This window comes from Bradyrhizobium sp. 40 (assembly GCF_023100925.1).
Classification (GTDB): domain Bacteria; phylum Pseudomonadota; class Alphaproteobacteria; order Rhizobiales; family Xanthobacteraceae; genus Bradyrhizobium.
In genome coordinates, this window is record NZ_CP064688.1 from 727,536 (window position 1) to 744,473 (window position 16,938).

Here is a 16,938-nt window from a genome sequence, read left to right on the forward strand (position 1 = left end):
GAGCATTTGCTTCACCCATGTCGTCCTGGCGAAAGCCAGGACCTATGGCCCCAGCGGGTCATTTGGCGAAGATTGGTCGTTCGGTATTACCAGCGATCGTCACCGATGGATCGCGCGGTATGGGTCCTGGCTTTCGCCAGGACGACACAGAACGTTCGACACAGAACGTTCGACACCGAGCGTGTGGCACGCGCCCATGATCGCGGCGGACGAGGCAGCGAGTATCAAACGGGCGCGGTCGGCGATCATGCATTCATACAGGTGTTTTGCCCGACGCCGCAAGCCATTTCGGTAAGCCCGAAATTTGTCGAGCCTTTTCAACCCCATGCCTACTGTGCATGGGGTTGATTTCTCGTTTTTTGTTTGGAGGGCGCCTAGCCCGCGCCCGCGCGCTTCTTCTGCCAGACCAGATGCACCGCGCAGGTGCAGCCCGGCGGATGCGAGGCAAGCTCCTTCGACGTTTCGTCGTTGGCCGGTGTTGCCGCGAACGCCGCCTTGTCGCTCGTACCCTCTCGCGCCGGGATGTAGTTCAGGATCGGCGCGAGCCAGCGCTCGGTCTCGGCGACGCTCATGCCCTTGCGCGCAGCATAATCCTCGACCTGATCGCGCTCGATCTTGCCGACGCCGAAATAGTAGCTCTCGGGATTGGCGAGATAGAGCCCCGACACGGAGGAGCCCGGCCACATTGCAAAGCTCTCGGTCAGCTTCACGCCGGCGGTGTTTTCGGCGTCGAGCAGCTCGAACAGCGTGGCCTTCTCGGTGTGATCGGGCTGCGCGGGATAGCCGGGAGCGGGACGGATGCCCTGGTACTTTTCGAGGATCAACTCGTCGGTCGAGAGCGTCTCGTCCGGCGCATAGGCCCAGAACTCGCGGCGGACGCGGGCATGCATGCGCTCCGCGAAGGCTTCGGCGAGGCGATCGGCCAGCGCCTTGCACAGGATCGACGAGTAGTCGTCATTGGCCATCTTGAAGCGGTCGGCGACCACATCCTCGCCGATGCCGGCGGTGACGACGAAGCCGCCGACATAATCGGGCACGCCGGTGATGGCGGGCGCGACGAAGTCGGACAGCGCCGCGTTGAAACGGCCCTCGCGCTTCTCGAGCTGCTGGCGCAGCGTGTGCAGCGTCGCGATCGTCCTGGTTCGGCTCTCGTCGGCATAGAGCACGATGTCGTCGCCCTGCGCATTGGCCGGCCAGAAGCCGACGGTGGCGCGCGCGCGGAACCATTTCTCCTTGACGATCAGGTCGAGCATCTTGCGCGCATCGTCGTAGAGCGAGCGCGCGACCTCGCCGACCTTGGCATCGTCGAGGATGGCGGGGAAGCGCCCGGCGAGCTCCCAGGTCTGGAAGAACGGCGTCCAGTCGATATAGGGCACCAGCTCGGCGAGATCGTAGTCGTCGAAGCTCCTGGTGCCGAGGAAGGTCGGCTTCACCGGCTTGTTCGCGGCAAAGTCGACCGGCACGCGGTTGGCGCGGGCGGTCGCCAGCTTCAGCCGCTTCTTGTCGGCCTGGGCGCGCATATGCGCGTCCGAGATTTTTGCGTATTCAGCGCGGACTTCGGCGGCATAGGCCTCGCGCCTCTCGGGCGACAGCAGAGCAGACGCAACACCAACCGCGCGGCTGGCGTCGTTGACATGCACCACGGGGCCGGCGCGATAGCTCGGGTCGATCTTCACCGCCGTATGCACGCGGCTCGTGGTGGCGCCGCCGATCAAGAGCGGCAGCTTGAGGCCTTCGCGCTGCAATTCTGCGGCGAAGAACGCCATCTCGTCGAGCGAGGGCGTGATCAGGCCGGACAGCCCGACGATGTCGGCCTTCTCCGCCTTCACCGTCTCGACGATCTTGGCCGCGGGCACCATCACGCCGAGATCGATCACCTCGTAATTGTTGCACTGGAGCACGATGCCGACGATGTTCTTGCCGATATCGTGGACGTCGCCCTTGACGGTCGCGAGCACGATCTTGCCGGCGGACGATGAGCCTTCCGTGCCGATGCCGTTGGCGAGATTGCGCGCCTTCTCCTCTTCCATGAACGGCATCAGCCAGGCGACAGCCTGCTTCATCACGCGGGCCGACTTCACCACCTGCGGCAGGAACATTTTGCCGTCGCCGAAGAGATCGCCGACCACGTTCATGCCCGCCATCAGAGGCCCCTCGATCACGTCGAGCGGGCGCTTCGAGGCCTTGCGGGCCTCCTCGGTATCCTGCTCGATGAACTCGGTGATCCCGTGGACCAGCGAATGCGACAGCCGCTTCGCCACCGGCCATTCGCGCCAGGCGAGATCGGCTTCCTTGGTCTGGGTCTTGTTGCCGCGGAATCTTTCGGCGAGCGCCAGCAGACGCTCGGACGCACCGGGGTCGCGGTTGAGGATGACGTCCTCGCACACCTGGCGCAATTCGGGATCGATGTCGTCATAGACGATCATCTGCCCGGCATTGACGATGCCCATGTCCATGCCGGCCTTGATGGCGTGATACAGGAACACCGAGTGCATGGCCTCGCGCACCGGCTCGTTGCCGCGGAACGAGAACGACAAATTGGACACGCCGCCCGAGATGTGCGCGCCCGGCAGATACTTGCGAATCCAGCGCGTCGCCTCGATGAAGTCGACGCCGTAATTGTTGTGTTCCTCGATACCGGTTGCGATCGCGAAAATATTCGGATCGAAGATGATGTCTTCCGGCGAAAAGCCGACGCGGTTCACGAGGATGTTGTAGGCGCGCTTGCAGATCTCGGTCTTGCGGGCGAACGTATCGGCCTGGCCGACCTCGTCGAACGCCATCACCACGACGGCCGCGCCGTGGCGGCGGGCGATCCTGGCCTCGTGAATGAACTTGTCCTCGCCTTCCTTCATCGAGATCGAGTTGACGACCGGCTTGCCCTGCACGCATTTCAGGCCGGCCTCGATCACCGAGAACTTCGAGCTGTCGACCATCACGGGGACGCGGGCGATGTCGGGCTCGGCGGCGACGAGGTTGAGGAAGGTCACCATCGCGGCTTCCGAATCCAGAAGGCCCTCGTCCATGTTGACGTCGATGATCTGCGCGCCGTTCTCGACCTGGTCGCGCGCGACCTGCAACGCGGCGGTGTAGTCGCCGGCGGTGACCAGCTTGCGGAAGCGGGCGGAGCCGGTGACGTTGGTGCGCTCGCCGACGTTCACGAAAGGAATCGCGTCGGTCAGGATGAACGGCTCGAGGCCGGAGAGCCGCAAGCGAGGTTCGATCTCCGGCACGATGCGCGGCTTGTGCGGCGCGACCGCAGCCGCAATCGCCGCGATATGGTCCGGCGTGGTGCCGCAGCAGCCGCCGACGATGTTGACGAGGCCATCACGCGCGAACTCGCCAACCAGGCGGGCCATGTATTCCGGGGTCTCGTCATACTGGCCGAACTCGTTGGGCAGGCCGGCATTGGGATAGGCACAAACAAGCGTGTCGGCGACGCGGCCGATATCGGCGATATGCGCGCGCAGATCTTCCGCGCCGAGCGCGCAGTTGAAGCCGATGGTGATGGGCTTGGCGTGTTGCACCGAATGCCAGAACGCTTCCGGCAACTGGCCGGACAGCAGGCGGCCGGACTTGTCGGTGATGGTGCCCGATACCATCACCGGCATGTCGATGCCGCGTTCTTCCGTGATCTCGGCGATCGCGTACAGCGCCGCCTTTGCGTTGAGCGTGTCGAAGATGGTCTCGACCAGCAGCAGATCGACGCCGCCGTCGAGCATGCCGTTGATCTGCTCGCCATAGGATTTGCGCAAATCGTCGAACGTGACGGCGCGGTAGCCGGGATTGGACACGTCGGGCGAGATCGAGGCGGTGCGGTTGGTCGGTCCGATGGCGCCGGCGACGAAGCGCGGCTTGCCGTCCTCGGCCTCGACGCGGCGTGCGGCGTTGCCGGCGAGGCGGGCGCCTTCGCGCGCCATCTCGTAGACGATGTCGGCGAGATCGTAATCGGCCTGCGCGATCGAGGTCGTGGAGAAGGTGTTGGTGGCGACGATGTCGGCACCGGCACGCAAATAGGCGGCGTGGATGTCCTCGATCGCCTGCGGCTGGGTCAGGATCAAGAGATCGTTGTTGCCGCGCAAATCGCGATGGAAGGTCTTGAAGCGCTCGCCGCGGAAGGCGGCCTCGTCGAACTGGAGGTTCTGGATCATCGTGCCCATGGCGCCATCGAGCACGAGAATGCGCTCGCGCGCGGCGTTGAGCAGGGCGGTTCGCTTGGGAGAGGTGGATACGGTCATGCTGTCTTAAGCCGCCTTCTGCGCGCTCTTGGCGCGGATGCCGAGCAAATGGCTGATCGCGAACACGAGATCGGCGCGGTTCATGGTGTAGAAATGGAAGGTGTCGACGCCGTGCTTCGCCAGCTTCTGCACCTGGCCGGCGGCGACCGTCGCCGCCACCAGCTTGCGGGTCTCGGCGTCTTCATCGAGGCCCTCGAACTTCGCGGCGATCCAGTCCGGCACGGAGGTGCCGTTGCGGGTGACGAAATTGCGAGCCTGCTTGAAATTATGCATGGGCATGATGCCCGGCACGATCGGGATGTTGATCCCGCGCGCCTGCACGCGGTCGAGATAGCGGAAATAGAGGTCGTTATCGAAGAACACCTGCGTGATCGCGCGGGTCGCACCCGCATCGACCTTGGCCTGCAGCGTGTCGATGTCATCGTCGAAGTCGCGCGCCTCCGGGTGCTTCTCAGGGTACGCCGAGACCGATACCTCGATATCGCCGTGCCGCTTCTTGATGCCGGCGACGAGGTCGGCGGAGCTCTGGTAGCCGTCGGGATGGCTGGAATAGGCCGTGCCGATGCCGCCCGCGGGATCGCCGCGCAAGGCCACGATGTGGCGGACGCCGACCTCGTGATAGCGGTCGACGATCTCGTCGATCTCCCCGCGCGAGGCGCCGACGCAGGTCAGATGCGCGGCCGGCAGCAGCGCGGTTTCTTTCAGGATACGCGAGATGGTCGCGTGGGTGCGCTCACGGGTCGAGCCGCCGGCGCCATAGGTGACCGAGACGAATTTCGGGTCGAGCGGAGCCAGCCGGTTGATGGTGTCCCAGAGATTGCGCTCCATATCTTCCGTCTTGGGCGGAAAGAACTCGAAGGAAATCGCAGGCCGCTTCAGGTACCCGTCTTGCCCGTCGGTGTGGGCAGGCATCGTCGCGTCAGTCATGGGCACCACTCACTCCAAGGGCGCGCCGGGTCGTTGGCGGCCGACGGTCAGGTCTAGATTGCGAGAGGCCAAGATAAGCCAAAGCGGCCGCGCACGACAGCCCATCGCAGATGGGAAATGGCCCACTTTTGTTACTATCGTAGCAAATGAGGTGTCGTTTGAAGTCGAAGTGGGCTAAATGCATTCAGCTATAATGATAAATAAATCAGGCATGTAGCCAAATCCGTGGCCATTTGACGCAAAGTTCTGGGGTGGGCAATGTGAAGGAGTTGTTTTCAGATCGATTTTGTCCCAACACCGCGGTGCGGTCCGGCGCGCGAGCCCGCGGCCTGCACGTCAGACCTGCGCGGTCTCCCCATTGCCGCTGCGCCGCTCTCCATTACGTTAACGCGCCATGATCCCGCTCTCAGTCCTCGACCTCTCCGTCGTCACAACAGGCACAAAGCCGGCCGCGGCACTGCGCAACAGCATCGACCTGGCGCGCCATGCCGACGGGCTCGGCTATGTCCGCTACTGGCTTGCCGAGCATCACAACCTCGCCTCCGTCGCGAGCCCGGCGCCCGACGTGATGATCGGGCAGATCGCGGCGGTGACGAAGCACATCCGCGTCGGTTCCGGTGGCGTGATGCTGCCGAATCACGCGCCGTTGGTCGTGGCCGAGCGCTTCAAGATGCTGGAGGCGCTGTTTCCGGGTCGCATCGATCTCGGCCTCGGCCGCGCCCCCGGCACCGACGGTGCCACAGCCTATGCGCTGCGCAGTCGGCTCGATCGCCGCGAAGGCGACGATTTCCTCGAGCGGCTGCACGAATTGATCCTGTGGCAGACCCGGGAATTCCCCTCGGGCCATCCCTACCACAACGTCGTTGCGATGCCCGACGATACGCCGTTGCCGCCGATCTGGCTGCTCGGCTCCAGCGATTATTCGTCCGAGCTCGCCGCGCAGGTCGGCATGGGCTTCGCATTCGCCCATCATTTTGCATCCCACGATGCGATCGACGCGATGGTGCATTATCGCAATCGTTTTCAGCCCTCGGCCTGGAGTGCGAGCCCGCGCGCGATCCTCGCGGTCGCCGTCATCACGGCCGACACGGATGACGAAGCCGAAAAGCTCGCCGCGTCTTTCGACCTCAACCGCCTGCGCCGTGACCGCGGCCAGTATCTTCCGTTGCCGAGCGTCGAGGAGGCGCTGGCCTATCCCTATACCGACTCGGAGCGCACCTCGATCCGGCGCAACCGCTCGCGGCTGTTCGTCGGTAACCCGGCGACGGTGCAGAAGACGCTTCAGCCACTGATCGATGCAAGCAAGCCGGACGAGTTGATGGTGATCACCGCCGTCTATGATCACGAGGCGCGAAAGAAATCGTATTCGCTGCTGGCGGAGGCGTTCGGGCTTAAGGCGGTCGGATAAGGCTCTCGTGCTCCGGCTCGCGCTTCGCGCGTCCGGGACACGAGACTATTCCATCGTCGCGCGGAACGGGTGGCCTGGATACACGCCGACGATGCGGAATTCGCGCGAGAAGAATTTCAGCTCCTCGATCGCGAAAGCGAGGCCCTTGTCATCAGGGTGGCCGTCGACGTCGGCGTAAAACTGGGTGGCGAAGAAATTGCCGTCGACCATGTAGCTCTCGAGCTTGGTCATGTTGACGCCGTTGGTGGCAAAGCCACCGAGCGCCTTGTAGAGCGCGGCCGGCAAATTCCGCACCCGGAACACAAAAGTCGTGACCAGCGGACCGGAGCCCTGTGCGGCCCATTTCGGTTCGCGCGCGAGCACCACGAAGCGCGTGGTGTTGTGGGCCTCGTCCTCGATGTCCTCGGCCAAAATGTCGAGGCCGTAAATCTTTGCGGCCAGGCGCGAGGCGATCGCGGCGACGGACTTGTCGTTACGTTCGGAAATGTCGCGGGCGCTGCCGGCGGTATCGGCGTGCACGATCGGCTTGATGCCAAGCTTGCGAATGATGCGCCGGCATTGGCCGAGCGCGTGCACGTGGCTCTCGACGCTCTTGATGTCCTCGAGCCTGGTCCCCTTCACCGCCATCAGCTGATGCCGGACCGGCAGAAACCATTCGCCGATGATGAAGAGGCCGGAGGCCGGCAGCAAATGATGGATGTCGGCGACGCGGCCTGCGACCGAATTCTCGATCGGGATCATGCCGAGATCGGCTTCGCCCGACGAGATCGCCGACAAGGCGTCCTCGAAGGTGGCGCAGGGCATCGGCTCGGCGTCGGGATAGGCCTCGACGATGGCGATGTGGGAATTGGCCCCAGGCTCGCCCTGGAATGCGATTTTCAGCTTGCTCATGCTCGGCCTTGTAACAGCGGCTCAGGATTTGGAAAGGATGCTGCGGGCGGTTTCCAGGTCCGCCGGGGTGTCGACCCCGCGGGGCACGGTATCGACAATGGTGAAGTCGATGCGCATTCCGGCCTCAAGCGCCCGGAGCTGCTCGAGCTTCTCCTGCAATTCCAGCGGCGAAGGCGGCAGTGAGACGTAGCGCTCCAGCGCGGCGCGGCGATAGGCGTAGAGGCCGATATGGTGGTAGCGCGGCCCGTCGCCGGTCGGCGCGGTGGCGCGGGTGAAATAAAGTGCGCGCATGCGTCTGCCGCCGAGCGAGGTCCCGATCGCCTTCACGACGCTGGGCGCGAGGTCCTCCTCCTCGGTGTGGATCTGCGAAGCCAGCGTTGCGATGTCCACGACAGGGTCTTGCAGCGGCGGCAGCACCTCGCGGATGTTGTCGATCGTGATGGTCGGGAAATCGCCCTGGAGATTGACCACGATCTCGGCTTTGCCGTCCGGATCGAGCTTCTGCATGGCCTCGTGGATGCGGTCGGAGCCGGACGGGTGCTCCGGGCGGGTCATCACGGCCTCGCCGCCATGGGCGGTCACGACGGACGCGATCTCCGCGGTGTCGGTTGCGACCGCGACCCGGCCTATCCCGGCGGCCTCGGCGCGGCGCATCACGTGCACGATCATCGGCTGCCCCGCGATATCGGCGAGCGGCTTGCCGGGCAGGCGGGTGGCGGCCATGCGGGCTGGAATCAGCACCAGGATGCGGGGATCGATCATGGTTCAAGGGCCTGGAAACGGGGCGTTTTCCGCGCCGAGAAATGGGGTGGGGACGGGCGTGAAGCCCGCTCGCTTATACGGGTTGCCAGACCCCGGGCAAACCGATATCTCAATGGCAAAACTCGGGGAAACAATAAAGGAACGTTGATTCTCCGAGGCTCGTCCTGGCGGCCGCATTGGGCCGCTCGATCCTTCTTGCGGTGTGGGGCCTGGCCGGCAATGGACTCTTTCGAACTGAACAAGATTCTCGGTGCCGTGCTCGGCACCTGTCTCCTTCTGCTGGTGACGAGCTTCACCGCGAGTGCGCTGTTCTCGCCCAAGATGCCGGAAAAGCCGGGCTTCGAGATCGCGGTGAAGGAAGACGCCGGTCACGGTAAGGAAGGCGGCGCTGCCCCCGCGGCCGCCGAACCGATCGAAAAGCTGCTCCAGACCGCCTCGGTCGAGAAGGGCGCCTCCGCCGCCAAGAAGTGCGGCGCCTGCCACACCTTCGAGAAGGGCGGCCCGAACCGTGTCGGTCCGAACCTCTACGGCGTCGTCGGCGACCATGTTGGCGAGGGCCGCGGCGGCTTCAACTTCTCGGCTGCGATGAAGGCCAAGGGCGGCACCTGGGACTTCGATGCGCTCAACAAGTTCATCGCCAATCCCAAGGCGGCTGTCCCGGGCACCGCGATGGGCTTTGCCGGCATCCCGAAGGATAGCGAGCGCGCCGACGTGATCGCTTACCTGAACAGTCTCTCCGACAGCCCGAAGCCGCTGCCGACCGCGGCGAAGTAAGGCCTGTCGATTTCGATCTTGGTACGCGGCCGGGCTCAAAGCCCGGCCGTTTGCTTATCCGGGCCTCGCGGCGTTGTTATCGGGGCGTTTGGCCGCAGCGATCGGCCAGCCGGGCTTCCAAGATGAGGAAAAAGCAACATATTCCGTCGAAACCTCGCCTATATTCGGACCTTAAAGGAGTAGCCTCCTTCAAGACAGGAATGTTGATTTGGCCCTTACCCGACGCGATCTCCTGCTCACTGGCACCGCTGCCGCAACGCTCCCCGCCCTTGGTTCCGTAGGGGGCCTTTCCGGCGTCGGCGTGGCACACGCGCAATCCGCCAGCGAGCCGACTTGGCGGCACGCGCTGTCGCTGTTCGGACAGGTCAAATACCCTGCGGACTTCAAGCGCTTCGACTACGTCAATCCGGAAGCGCCAAAAGGCGGCGTCGCGCGCCAGATCGCCGTCGGCACATTCGACAATTTCAATATCGTCGTCTCCGGTGTGAAGGGGCAAGTCGCCGGTGCCGTGGCATTCATCTACGAATCCCTCACGACGGCCTCGCTCGACGAAGTCTCGACCGAATACGGCGCGCTGGCCGAGGCCGTCAGCCATCCGGATGATTTCTCCTTCGTGACTTACCGCTTGCGGCCGCAAGCCAAATGGCATGACGGCAAGCCGGTTACCGCGGACGACGTGATCTTCTCGCTCGATTCCTTCAAGAAGCACCACCCGCAGTACTCGGCCTATTACAGCCATGTGGTGAAAGCCGAGAAGGTCGGCGAGCGTGAGGTAAAGTTCGTGTTCGACGCGCCGGGCAACCGCGAATTGCCGCAGATCGTTGGGCAGCTCACGGTCCTGCCGAAGCATTGGTGGGAGGGCACCGACGCGCAGGGCCGCAAGCGCGATGTCTCCGCCACCACGCTCGAAGTGCCGCTGGGTTCGGGCCCCTACCGGGTTAAGGAATTCGTTGCCGGGCGGTCGATCGCGCTGGAGCGCGTCAAGGATTATTGGGGGCGCGATCTCGCCGCCAATGTGGGCCGAAATAATTTCGACGAGCTGCGCTACGAGTATTTCCGCGACGCCACCGTGGCGATCGAGGCTTTCAAGGCCGATCAGGTCGATTGGCGCACCGAGAACAGCGCAAAGAATTGGGCGACAGCCTACGACTTCCCGGCCGTCACTGAAAAGCGCGTGATCCTCGAGGAGTTCGCCAATCGCAGCTCGGGCGTCATGCAGGCCTTCGTGCCGAACCTGCGCCGCGCCAAGTTTAAGGATCCGCGCGTGCGACGCGCGCTCAATTACGCCTTCGACTTCGAGGAGATGAACAAGCAGATCTTCTACGGCCAGTACAAGCGCATCAGCAGTTATTTTGATGGCATTGATGAGCTGATGGCGACCGGGTTGCCGCAGGGCAAGGAGCTCGAGATCCTCGAGACAGTCCGCGCCGAGGTCCCGCCCGAAGTCTTCACCACGGCCTACACCAACCCGGTCAGCGGCAGTCCGGAAGCCGTTCGCGACAATCTGCGCGAGGCGCTGCGCCTGTTCAAGGAAGCCGGCTACGAGGTGCGCGAGCGCAAGCTGATCGACATCAAGACCGGCGCCCAGTTCTCGCTGGAGCTGCTGAACTCAGATCCAAGCTTCGAGCGGATCACGCTGTTCTACAAGCCGTCGCTGGAACGGCTCGGCATTGCTGTCAGCGTGCGGACGGTGGATCCCACTCAGTACGAGAACAGGACGCGCGAGTGGGATTTCGACATCGTCACCAACTCCTGGGGCGAGTCGCAGTCGCCGGGTAACGAGCAGCGCGAATTCTGGTCCTCAAAGACGGCCGACATCGCCGGTTCACGCAATATTACCGGCATCAAGAATCCGGCGGTCGACAAGCTGATCGAGCGGGTGATCTACGCCAAGGGTCGCGACGATCTCGTCGCGGCAACCAAGGCACTCGACCGCGTGCTGCTGTGGAATCACTACGTCGTGCCGCAGTGGACTTATACGAAGGTCCGCACCGCGCGCTGGGATCGGTTTGGCCGGCCAGCGGAATTGCCCAAATATGGTCAGTCCGGCTTTCCGTTCATCTGGTGGCACGACGCGGACAAGGCGGCGCGGATCGCAAAGAAGTCGTGAAGGGCATTTCTCGCATGGCGCAGCTTTCACGCCGGCATGTGCTGGCCTTGGGTGCCGGTGGCGCGTTCAGCGCCGCTTGGCTCCGGGGCGCGACAGCGTCCGAGATGCCTGCAGAAGCCCACGGCATGTCGGCCTTCGGCGACCTCAAATATCCCGCCGACTTCCATCACTTCGACTACGTCAATGTCGACGCGCCCAAGGGCGGCACCTTCTCGCTGATCCCGTCGGTGCGCGCCTACAACCAGTCCTACCAGACCTTCAACTCGCTCAATGCCTTCATCCTCAAAGGCGATGGCGCGCAGGGCATGGACATGACTTTTGCGCCGCTGATGCTGCGCGCCAATGACGAACCGGACGGGATGTACGGGCTTGCCGCCAAGTCGGTAAATATATCGGCAGACAGGCTGGTTTATCGCTTCACCATGCGGCCCGAGGCGAAATTCCACGACGGCACCAAGCTCACCGCTCACGACGCGGCGTTTTCGCTGACGTCGCTGAAGACGAAGGGCCATCCCCTGATCATCGTGCAGATGCGCGATATGGTCAGCGCGGAAGCTGTTGACGATGCGACGCTTGTTGTGACCTTCGCCAAGGGACGCGCGCGCGACGTGCCACTCTATGTCGCGAGCCTGCCGATATTCTCGAAAGCCTACTATGCCTCCCGTCCGTTCGACGAAACGTCTCTGGAGATCCCGTTGGGTTCGGGGCCGTACAAGGTCGGCAAGTTCGAGGTCAACCGCTACATCGAATACGAGCGCGTCAAGGATTGGTGGGCTGCCGATCTGCCCCCCTGTCGCGGCAGCTACAATTTCGACGTCGTGCGCTACGAATTCTACCGCGACCGCGATGTCGCCTTCGAAGGTTTCACCGGCAAGAACTATCTCTACCGCGAAGAGTTCACTGCTCGTATCTGGGCGACCCGCTATGACTTCCCCGCGGTCAAGGACGGTCGCGTCAAGATGGAGGTCGTGCCCGACGACACGCCGTCCGGCGCGCAAGGATGGTTCATCAACACGCGGCGCGAAAAATTCAGGGATCCTCGCGTGCGTGAGGCACTGATCGACGCCTTCGACTTCGAGTGGACCAACAAGACCATCATGTACGGTGCTTATGCCCGCACGGTGTCGCCATTTCAGAACTCGGACCTCATGGCGAGCGATGGGCCTCCGCCGCCGGAAGAGCTGAAGCTGCTGGAGCCGTTTCGCGGCCAGATTCCCGACGAGGTGTTCGCCGCGCCGTTCACGCCGCCGGTCTCGGACGGCTCCGGGCAGGACCGCAGCCTGTTGCGCAAGGCGCAGCAACTGCTCAGCGACGCCGGCTTGCCGATCAAGGACGGCAAGAGGATGCTGCCGAACGGCGAGATCTTCAGGATCGAATTCCTGTTGGACGAGGCTTCGTTCCAGCCGCACCATGGGCCCTACATCAAGAATCTCGCGACGCTCGGCATCGAAGCGAGCGTGCGCCTCGTCGATGCCGTACAACATAAGGCGCGCCAGGAAGATTTCGACTTCGATATGACGATCCAACGCTTCAGCATGTCCGCAACGCCGGGCGACGCCATGCGCGCGTTCTTCTCGTCGCAGGTCGCGGCAACGAAGGGCTCGTACAATCTCGCGGGCGTCGCCAGCCCGGCGATCGATGCCATGATCGAGAAGATCATGGCGGCCGACAGCCGCGAGGACTTGACCATCGCCTGCCGCGCCTTCGATCGCCTGTTTCGCGCCGGCCGTTATTGGGTGCCGCAATGGTATAACAAGACGCACCGGCTTGCTTATTGGGACCAATTCGGTCATCCGCAAAAGCCGCCGCGTTATGCCAACGGCGTCGGCGCTCCCGACATCTGGTGGTACGAGGGTGGCAAGGCCGCGAAGCTCGATCAGGCGAAACAGCCATGAGCGCCTATATCGCCCGCCGCATCCTGCTGATGATCCCGACCTTGCTCGGGATCCTCTTCGTCTCCTTCATTGTCGTACAGTTCGCGCCGGGCGGGCCGGTCGAGCGCGTGATCGCGCAGCTCTCGGGCGCCGACACCGGCGGGACCTCGCGCATTTCGGGCGGCAGCGACTTTGCGCAGCGCGCCCCGGGGCAGTTGGGGGCCGGCGGCGACGCCATCAATTCGAAATATCGCGGCGCGCAAGGCCTCGATCCCGACTTCATCAAAAAGCTGGAAGTGCAGTTCGGCTTCGACAAGCCGGCCCCTGAGCGCTTCGCGCTGATGGTCTGGAATTTCGCCCGCTTCGATTTCGGCAAGAGCTATTTTCGCGATGTCAGCGTGCTCCAGCTCGTCAAGGAGAAGTTGCCGGTCTCGATCTCGCTCGGCATCTGGCTGACGTTGCTCACTTACCTGATCTCGATTCCGCTCGGCATCCGCAAGGCGGTCAGGGATGGGACGCGCTTCGACACCTGGACGTCGAGCGTGCTCGTGCTCGGCTATGCCATTCCCGGCTTCCTGTTCGCGATCCTCCTGATCATCCTGTTTGCCGGCGGTTCGTTCTTCAACTGGTTCCCGCTGCGCGGACTGACTTCGGACGGCTGGTCGCAGTTTCCGTGGTACTGGAAGATCATCGACTATTTCTGGCATTTGACGCTGCCGCTGATCGCCATGGGGCTCGGTGCGTTCACCACCATGACGTTCCTGACCAAGAACTCGTTTCTGGACGAGATCCGCAAGCAATACGTGATGACGGCGCGCGCGAAAGGCTGCAGCGAGAATCGGGTGCTCTATGGTCACGTCTTCCGCAACGCGATGCTGATCGTCATCGCCGGCTTTCCCAGCACCTTCATTCACGCCTTCTTCTCGGGCTCGCTTCTGATCGAGACCATCTTCTCGCTGGACGGGCTGGGACTACTCAGCTTCGAGAGCGTTCTCAACCGCGACTACCCCGTGGTGTTCGGCACGCTCTTCATCTTCTCGCTCGTCGGCCTCGTGATCAACCTGATCTCTGACCTGACCTATATGTGGATCGATCCGCGGATCGATTTCGAGGCGCGGGAGGTCTGATGACACTGGCCGCCCCCACCACGCCGATCGAAACCACTGCGAAGTCGCCGCTCGGCAGTGCCGTGCCGATCACGCGCAAACCGTTCGTGCCATCGCCGCTCAACAGGCGCCGGTGGCAGAATTTCAAGGCGAACCGGCGCGGCTATTGGTCCTTCTGGATCTTCCTGATCCTGTTTGTGGTGTCGCTATTCGCCGAGCTGATCGCCAATGATCGGCCGTTCCTGATCAAATATGATGGCCACCTCTATTGGCCGTCCGTCGTCACCTATTCGGAAACCACTTTCGGCGGCGACTTCGAAACGGCGGCCGACTATCGCGATCCCTACTTGCAGAAGCTGATCAGGGAGAAGGGCGGCAGCATCGTCTGGCCGCTGATCCGCTATTCCTACGACACCCACAATCTCGATCTGCCGACGCCGGCGCCGTCGCGGCCGACCTGGATGTTGACGGAAGCGCAGTGCAAGCCCGTCGTCGAGAAGAAGGGCCTCAAGAGCTGCCGCGATCTCGAATACAACTGGCTCGGCACCGACGACCAGGGCCGCGACGTGGTGGCGCGGCTGATCTACGGCTTCCGCATCTCGGTGCTGTTCGGCCTCTGCCTGACCATCGTCTCCTCCGTCGTCGGCATCGCGGCCGGCGCGGTGCAGGGCTATTTCGGCGGCTGGATCGACCTGTTGTTCCAGCGGTTCATCGAGATATGGACCGCGATCCCTTCGCTCTATCTGCTGCTGATCCTGTCGTCGGTGCTGGTGCCCGGTTTCTTCGTGCTTCTCGGCATCCTGCTGTTGTTTTCCTGGGTATCGCTGGTCGGGCTTGTGCGCGCGGAATTCCTGCGCGGGCGCAATTTCGAGTACATCCAGGCGGCGCGGGCGCTCGGCGTGTCGAACAAGGTCATCATGTTCCGGCATCTGTTGCCGAACGCGATGGTCGCGACCATGACATTCCTGCCGTTCATCGTGTCGAGTTCGGTGATGACGCTGACGGCGCTCGACTTCCTGGGGTTCGGACTGCCGCCCGGCTCGCCGTCGCTCGGCGAGCTGCTGTCGCAGGGCAAGTCCAACGTGCAGGCGCCCTGGCTTGGTTTCTCCGGCTTCTTCTCGGTCGCGATCATGCTGTCGCTCTTGATTTTCATCGGCGAGGCCGTGCGCGACGCGTTCGATCCGCGCAAGACGTTCAGGTAAGCCAATGGACGCGATCAACCAGCCTCTGCTCAGCGTGCGCGACCTCTCGGTGGCTTTCCACCAGGGCGGCGCCACCACGCTCGCGGTCGACAAGGTCTCGTTCCAGATCAGGCGCGGCGAGTGCCTGGCGCTGGTCGGCGAGTCCGGCTCCGGCAAGTCGGTCAGCGCGCTCTCGATTCTCAAGCTGTTGCCCTATCCGAACGCCTCGCATCCTTCGGGCAGCATCCGCTTCAAGGGCCAGGAACTGATCGACCGGTCGGAGCAGGAGATGCGGGAGATCCGCGGCAGCGACATCTCGATCATCTTCCAGGAGCCGATGACCTCGCTCAACCCGCTGCACACGATCGAGGCGCAGATCGGCGAGATCATCCAGCTGCACAATCCGACCAGCAATGCCGAGGCGCGCAGGCGGACGCTGGAATTGCTGACGCAGGTTGGCATTCCCGAGCCAGAAACGCGGCTGAAGAGCTATCCACACCAGCTCTCCGGCGGCCAGCGCCAGCGCGTGATGATCGCGATGGCGCTCGCCAACGAGCCGGACCTGCTGATCGCGGACGAGCCGACCACGGCGCTCGACGTCACCGTGCAGGCGCAAATCCTGACGCTGCTCGCAGAGATCCGCGGCCGGCTCGGCATGAGTCTTCTCTTCATCACCCACGATCTCGGCATCGTGCGACGCATCGCCGACCAGGTCTGCGTCATGAAGGGCGGCGAGATCGTGGAGCAGGGGCCGGTCGAGCAGGTCTTCAAGAGCCCGAAGCATCCCTATACGCGCGACCTGCTCGCCGCGGAGCCGAAGCCGGATCCCGCGCCGCCGCAGCCAGATGCGCCGGTGGTGATGTCGGCCGACGATCTGAAAGTCTGGTTTCCGATCAAGCGCGGGTTGATGCGCAAGACGGTCGGCCACATCAAGGCGGTGGACGGCGTCAGCATCGCCGTGCGCAAAGGCGAGACGCTCGGCGTCGTCGGCGAGTCCGGCTCGGGCAAGACCACGCTGGGGCTCGCATTGCTGCGGCTGATCTCCTCGAACGGACGTATCGTGTTCCTGGGAAAAGATATCCAGGGTCTCCGCTTCAAGGAGATGCGGCCGTTCCGGCGCGACATGCAGATCGTGTTCCAGGATCCGTTCGGCTCGCTCAGCCCGCGCATGTCGGTCGCCGACATCGTCGCGGAAGGCCTCACCGTGCATCAACCGCAGCTCTCGCGCGGCGAGCGTGAGGAGCGCGTAGTCAAGGCGCTCGAGGACGTCGGATTGAAGCCGGATACCCGCAACCGTTATCCGCATGAATTCTCCGGCGGCCAGCGCCAGCGCATCAGCATCGCGCGGGCGGTGGTGCTGGAGCCGGATTTCGTCGTGCTGGACGAGCCGACCAGTGCGCTCGACATGCTGATTCAGGCGCAGATGGTCGATCTGCTGCGTGAATTGCAGCGCCGGCGCGATCTCACCTACATGTTCATCTCGCACGATCTGCGCGTCGTCGCCTCGCTCGCCAGCCATCTGATCGTGATGCGCGGCGGCAAGGTGGTCGAGGAAGGCCAGGCCGCCGAGCTCTTCAAGAACCCGAAGACGGATTACACGCGCGCGCTGTTTGCGGCGGCGTTCCGGCTGGAGACGGCCGAGAACGGTTCGGCGGCGACGTAGCGTC

The 16,938-nt window shown here is 63.6% G+C and carries 11 protein-coding genes; 7 read left to right on the forward strand and 4 right to left on the reverse strand.

Features of this window, described 5'->3' with window-relative positions; all coding sequences use genetic code 11:
• Nucleotides 1–374: 374 nt before the first annotated feature.
• Both metH and metF read right to left on the reverse strand, forming a co-directional pair.
• Nucleotides 375–4,238, reverse strand: coding sequence for a methionine synthase (metH, locus tag IVB40_RS03375; protein WP_247818091.1), 3,864 nt, complete (start codon nt 4,236–4,238; stop codon nt 375–377).
• Nucleotides 4,239–4,244: 6 nt separating this feature from the next.
• The gene (gene metF, locus IVB40_RS03380) at nt 4,245–5,165 is read right to left on the reverse strand and encodes a methylenetetrahydrofolate reductase [NAD(P)H] (protein WP_027570183.1); all 921 of its coding nucleotides are present in this window, start codon (nt 5,163–5,165) and stop codon (nt 4,245–4,247) included.
• A 394-nt stretch (nt 5,166–5,559) separates the two neighbouring features.
• On the opposite strand from metF, the gene IVB40_RS03385 reads away from it, so the two are divergent.
• Complete coding sequence (locus IVB40_RS03385; protein ID WP_247818092.1) at nt 5,560–6,573, forward strand: LLM class flavin-dependent oxidoreductase; 1,014 nt, start codon at nt 5,560–5,562, stop codon at nt 6,571–6,573.
• 45 nt (nt 6,574–6,618) lie between these two features.
• Here IVB40_RS03385 and IVB40_RS03390 read toward each other — a convergent pair whose 3' ends face one another.
• Both IVB40_RS03390 and IVB40_RS03395 read right to left on the reverse strand, forming a co-directional pair.
• Nucleotides 6,619–7,464 (reverse strand): prephenate dehydratase, encoded by an 846-nt coding sequence (locus tag IVB40_RS03390; protein ID WP_247818093.1) that lies wholly within the window; start codon nt 7,462–7,464, stop codon nt 6,619–6,621.
• Between the two features lie 21 nt (nt 7,465–7,485).
• On the reverse strand, nt 7,486–8,226 hold the full coding sequence (locus tag IVB40_RS03395) for a 3-deoxy-manno-octulosonate cytidylyltransferase (protein ID WP_027515424.1): 741 nt from the start codon (nt 8,224–8,226) through the stop codon (nt 7,486–7,488).
• Nucleotides 8,227–8,445: 219 nt separating this feature from the next.
• Here IVB40_RS03395 and IVB40_RS03400 point away from each other — a divergent pair, with 219 nt between their 5' ends.
• The 6 genes from IVB40_RS03400 to IVB40_RS03425 all read left to right on the forward strand — a co-directional run bounded on the left by IVB40_RS03400 (nt 8,446) and on the right by IVB40_RS03425 (nt 16,934).
• The gene (locus IVB40_RS03400; protein ID WP_027570186.1) at nt 8,446–9,000 is read left to right on the forward strand and encodes a cytochrome c family protein; all 555 of its coding nucleotides are present in this window, start codon (nt 8,446–8,448) and stop codon (nt 8,998–9,000) included.
• Between the two features lie 208 nt (nt 9,001–9,208).
• Entirely contained in the window at nt 9,209–11,110 is a 1,902-nt protein-coding gene (locus IVB40_RS03405; protein ID WP_247818094.1) for an extracellular solute-binding protein, read from the forward strand.
• Between the two features lie 14 nt (nt 11,111–11,124).
• A complete protein-coding gene (locus IVB40_RS03410; RefSeq protein ID WP_247818095.1) occupies nt 11,125–13,005 on the forward strand; it encodes an extracellular solute-binding protein in 1,881 nt (626 codons plus the stop codon).
• Nucleotides 13,002–14,111, forward strand: a complete 1,110-nt coding sequence (locus IVB40_RS03415; RefSeq protein ID WP_007605353.1) for a microcin C ABC transporter permease YejB — start codon at nt 13,002–13,004, stop codon at nt 14,109–14,111. The genes IVB40_RS03410 and IVB40_RS03415 overlap by 4 nt, the downstream gene beginning before the upstream one ends.
• Nucleotides 14,111–15,292, forward strand: coding sequence for an ABC transporter permease (locus IVB40_RS03420; RefSeq protein WP_027570189.1), 1,182 nt, complete (start codon nt 14,111–14,113; stop codon nt 15,290–15,292). The genes IVB40_RS03415 and IVB40_RS03420 overlap by 1 nt, the downstream gene beginning before the upstream one ends.
• A gap of 4 nt (nt 15,293–15,296) precedes the next feature.
• Nucleotides 15,297–16,934 (forward strand): ABC transporter ATP-binding protein, encoded by a 1,638-nt coding sequence (locus IVB40_RS03425; protein ID WP_247818096.1) that lies wholly within the window; start codon nt 15,297–15,299, stop codon nt 16,932–16,934.
• The last annotated feature ends 4 nt before the right edge of the window (nt 16,935–16,938 follow it).

Coding starts and splice junctions, on each gene's coding strand:
- IVB40_RS03410 (WP_247818095.1), top strand. CDS start 11,125: ATGGCGCAGCTTTCACGCCGGCATGTGCTGGCCTTGGGTGCCGGTGGC.
- IVB40_RS03415 (WP_007605353.1), top strand. CDS start 13,002: ATGAGCGCCTATATCGCCCGCCGCATCCTGCTGATGATCCCGACCTTG.
- IVB40_RS03390 (WP_247818093.1), bottom strand. CDS start 7,464: ATGAGCAAGCTGAAAATCGCATTCCAGGGCGAGCCTGGGGCCAATTCC.
- IVB40_RS03395 (WP_027515424.1), bottom strand. CDS start 8,226: ATGATCGATCCCCGCATCCTGGTGCTGATTCCAGCCCGCATGGCCGCC.
- IVB40_RS03420 (WP_027570189.1), top strand. CDS start 14,111: ATGACACTGGCCGCCCCCACCACGCCGATCGAAACCACTGCGAAGTCG.
- IVB40_RS03400 (WP_027570186.1), top strand. CDS start 8,446: ATGGACTCTTTCGAACTGAACAAGATTCTCGGTGCCGTGCTCGGCACC.
- IVB40_RS03385 (WP_247818092.1), top strand. CDS start 5,560: ATGATCCCGCTCTCAGTCCTCGACCTCTCCGTCGTCACAACAGGCACA.
- IVB40_RS03425 (WP_247818096.1), top strand. CDS start 15,297: ATGGACGCGATCAACCAGCCTCTGCTCAGCGTGCGCGACCTCTCGGTG.
- metH (WP_247818091.1), bottom strand. CDS start 4,238: ATGACCGTATCCACCTCTCCCAAGCGAACCGCCCTGCTCAACGCCGCG.
- metF (WP_027570183.1), bottom strand. CDS start 5,165: ATGACTGACGCGACGATGCCTGCCCACACCGACGGGCAAGACGGGTAC.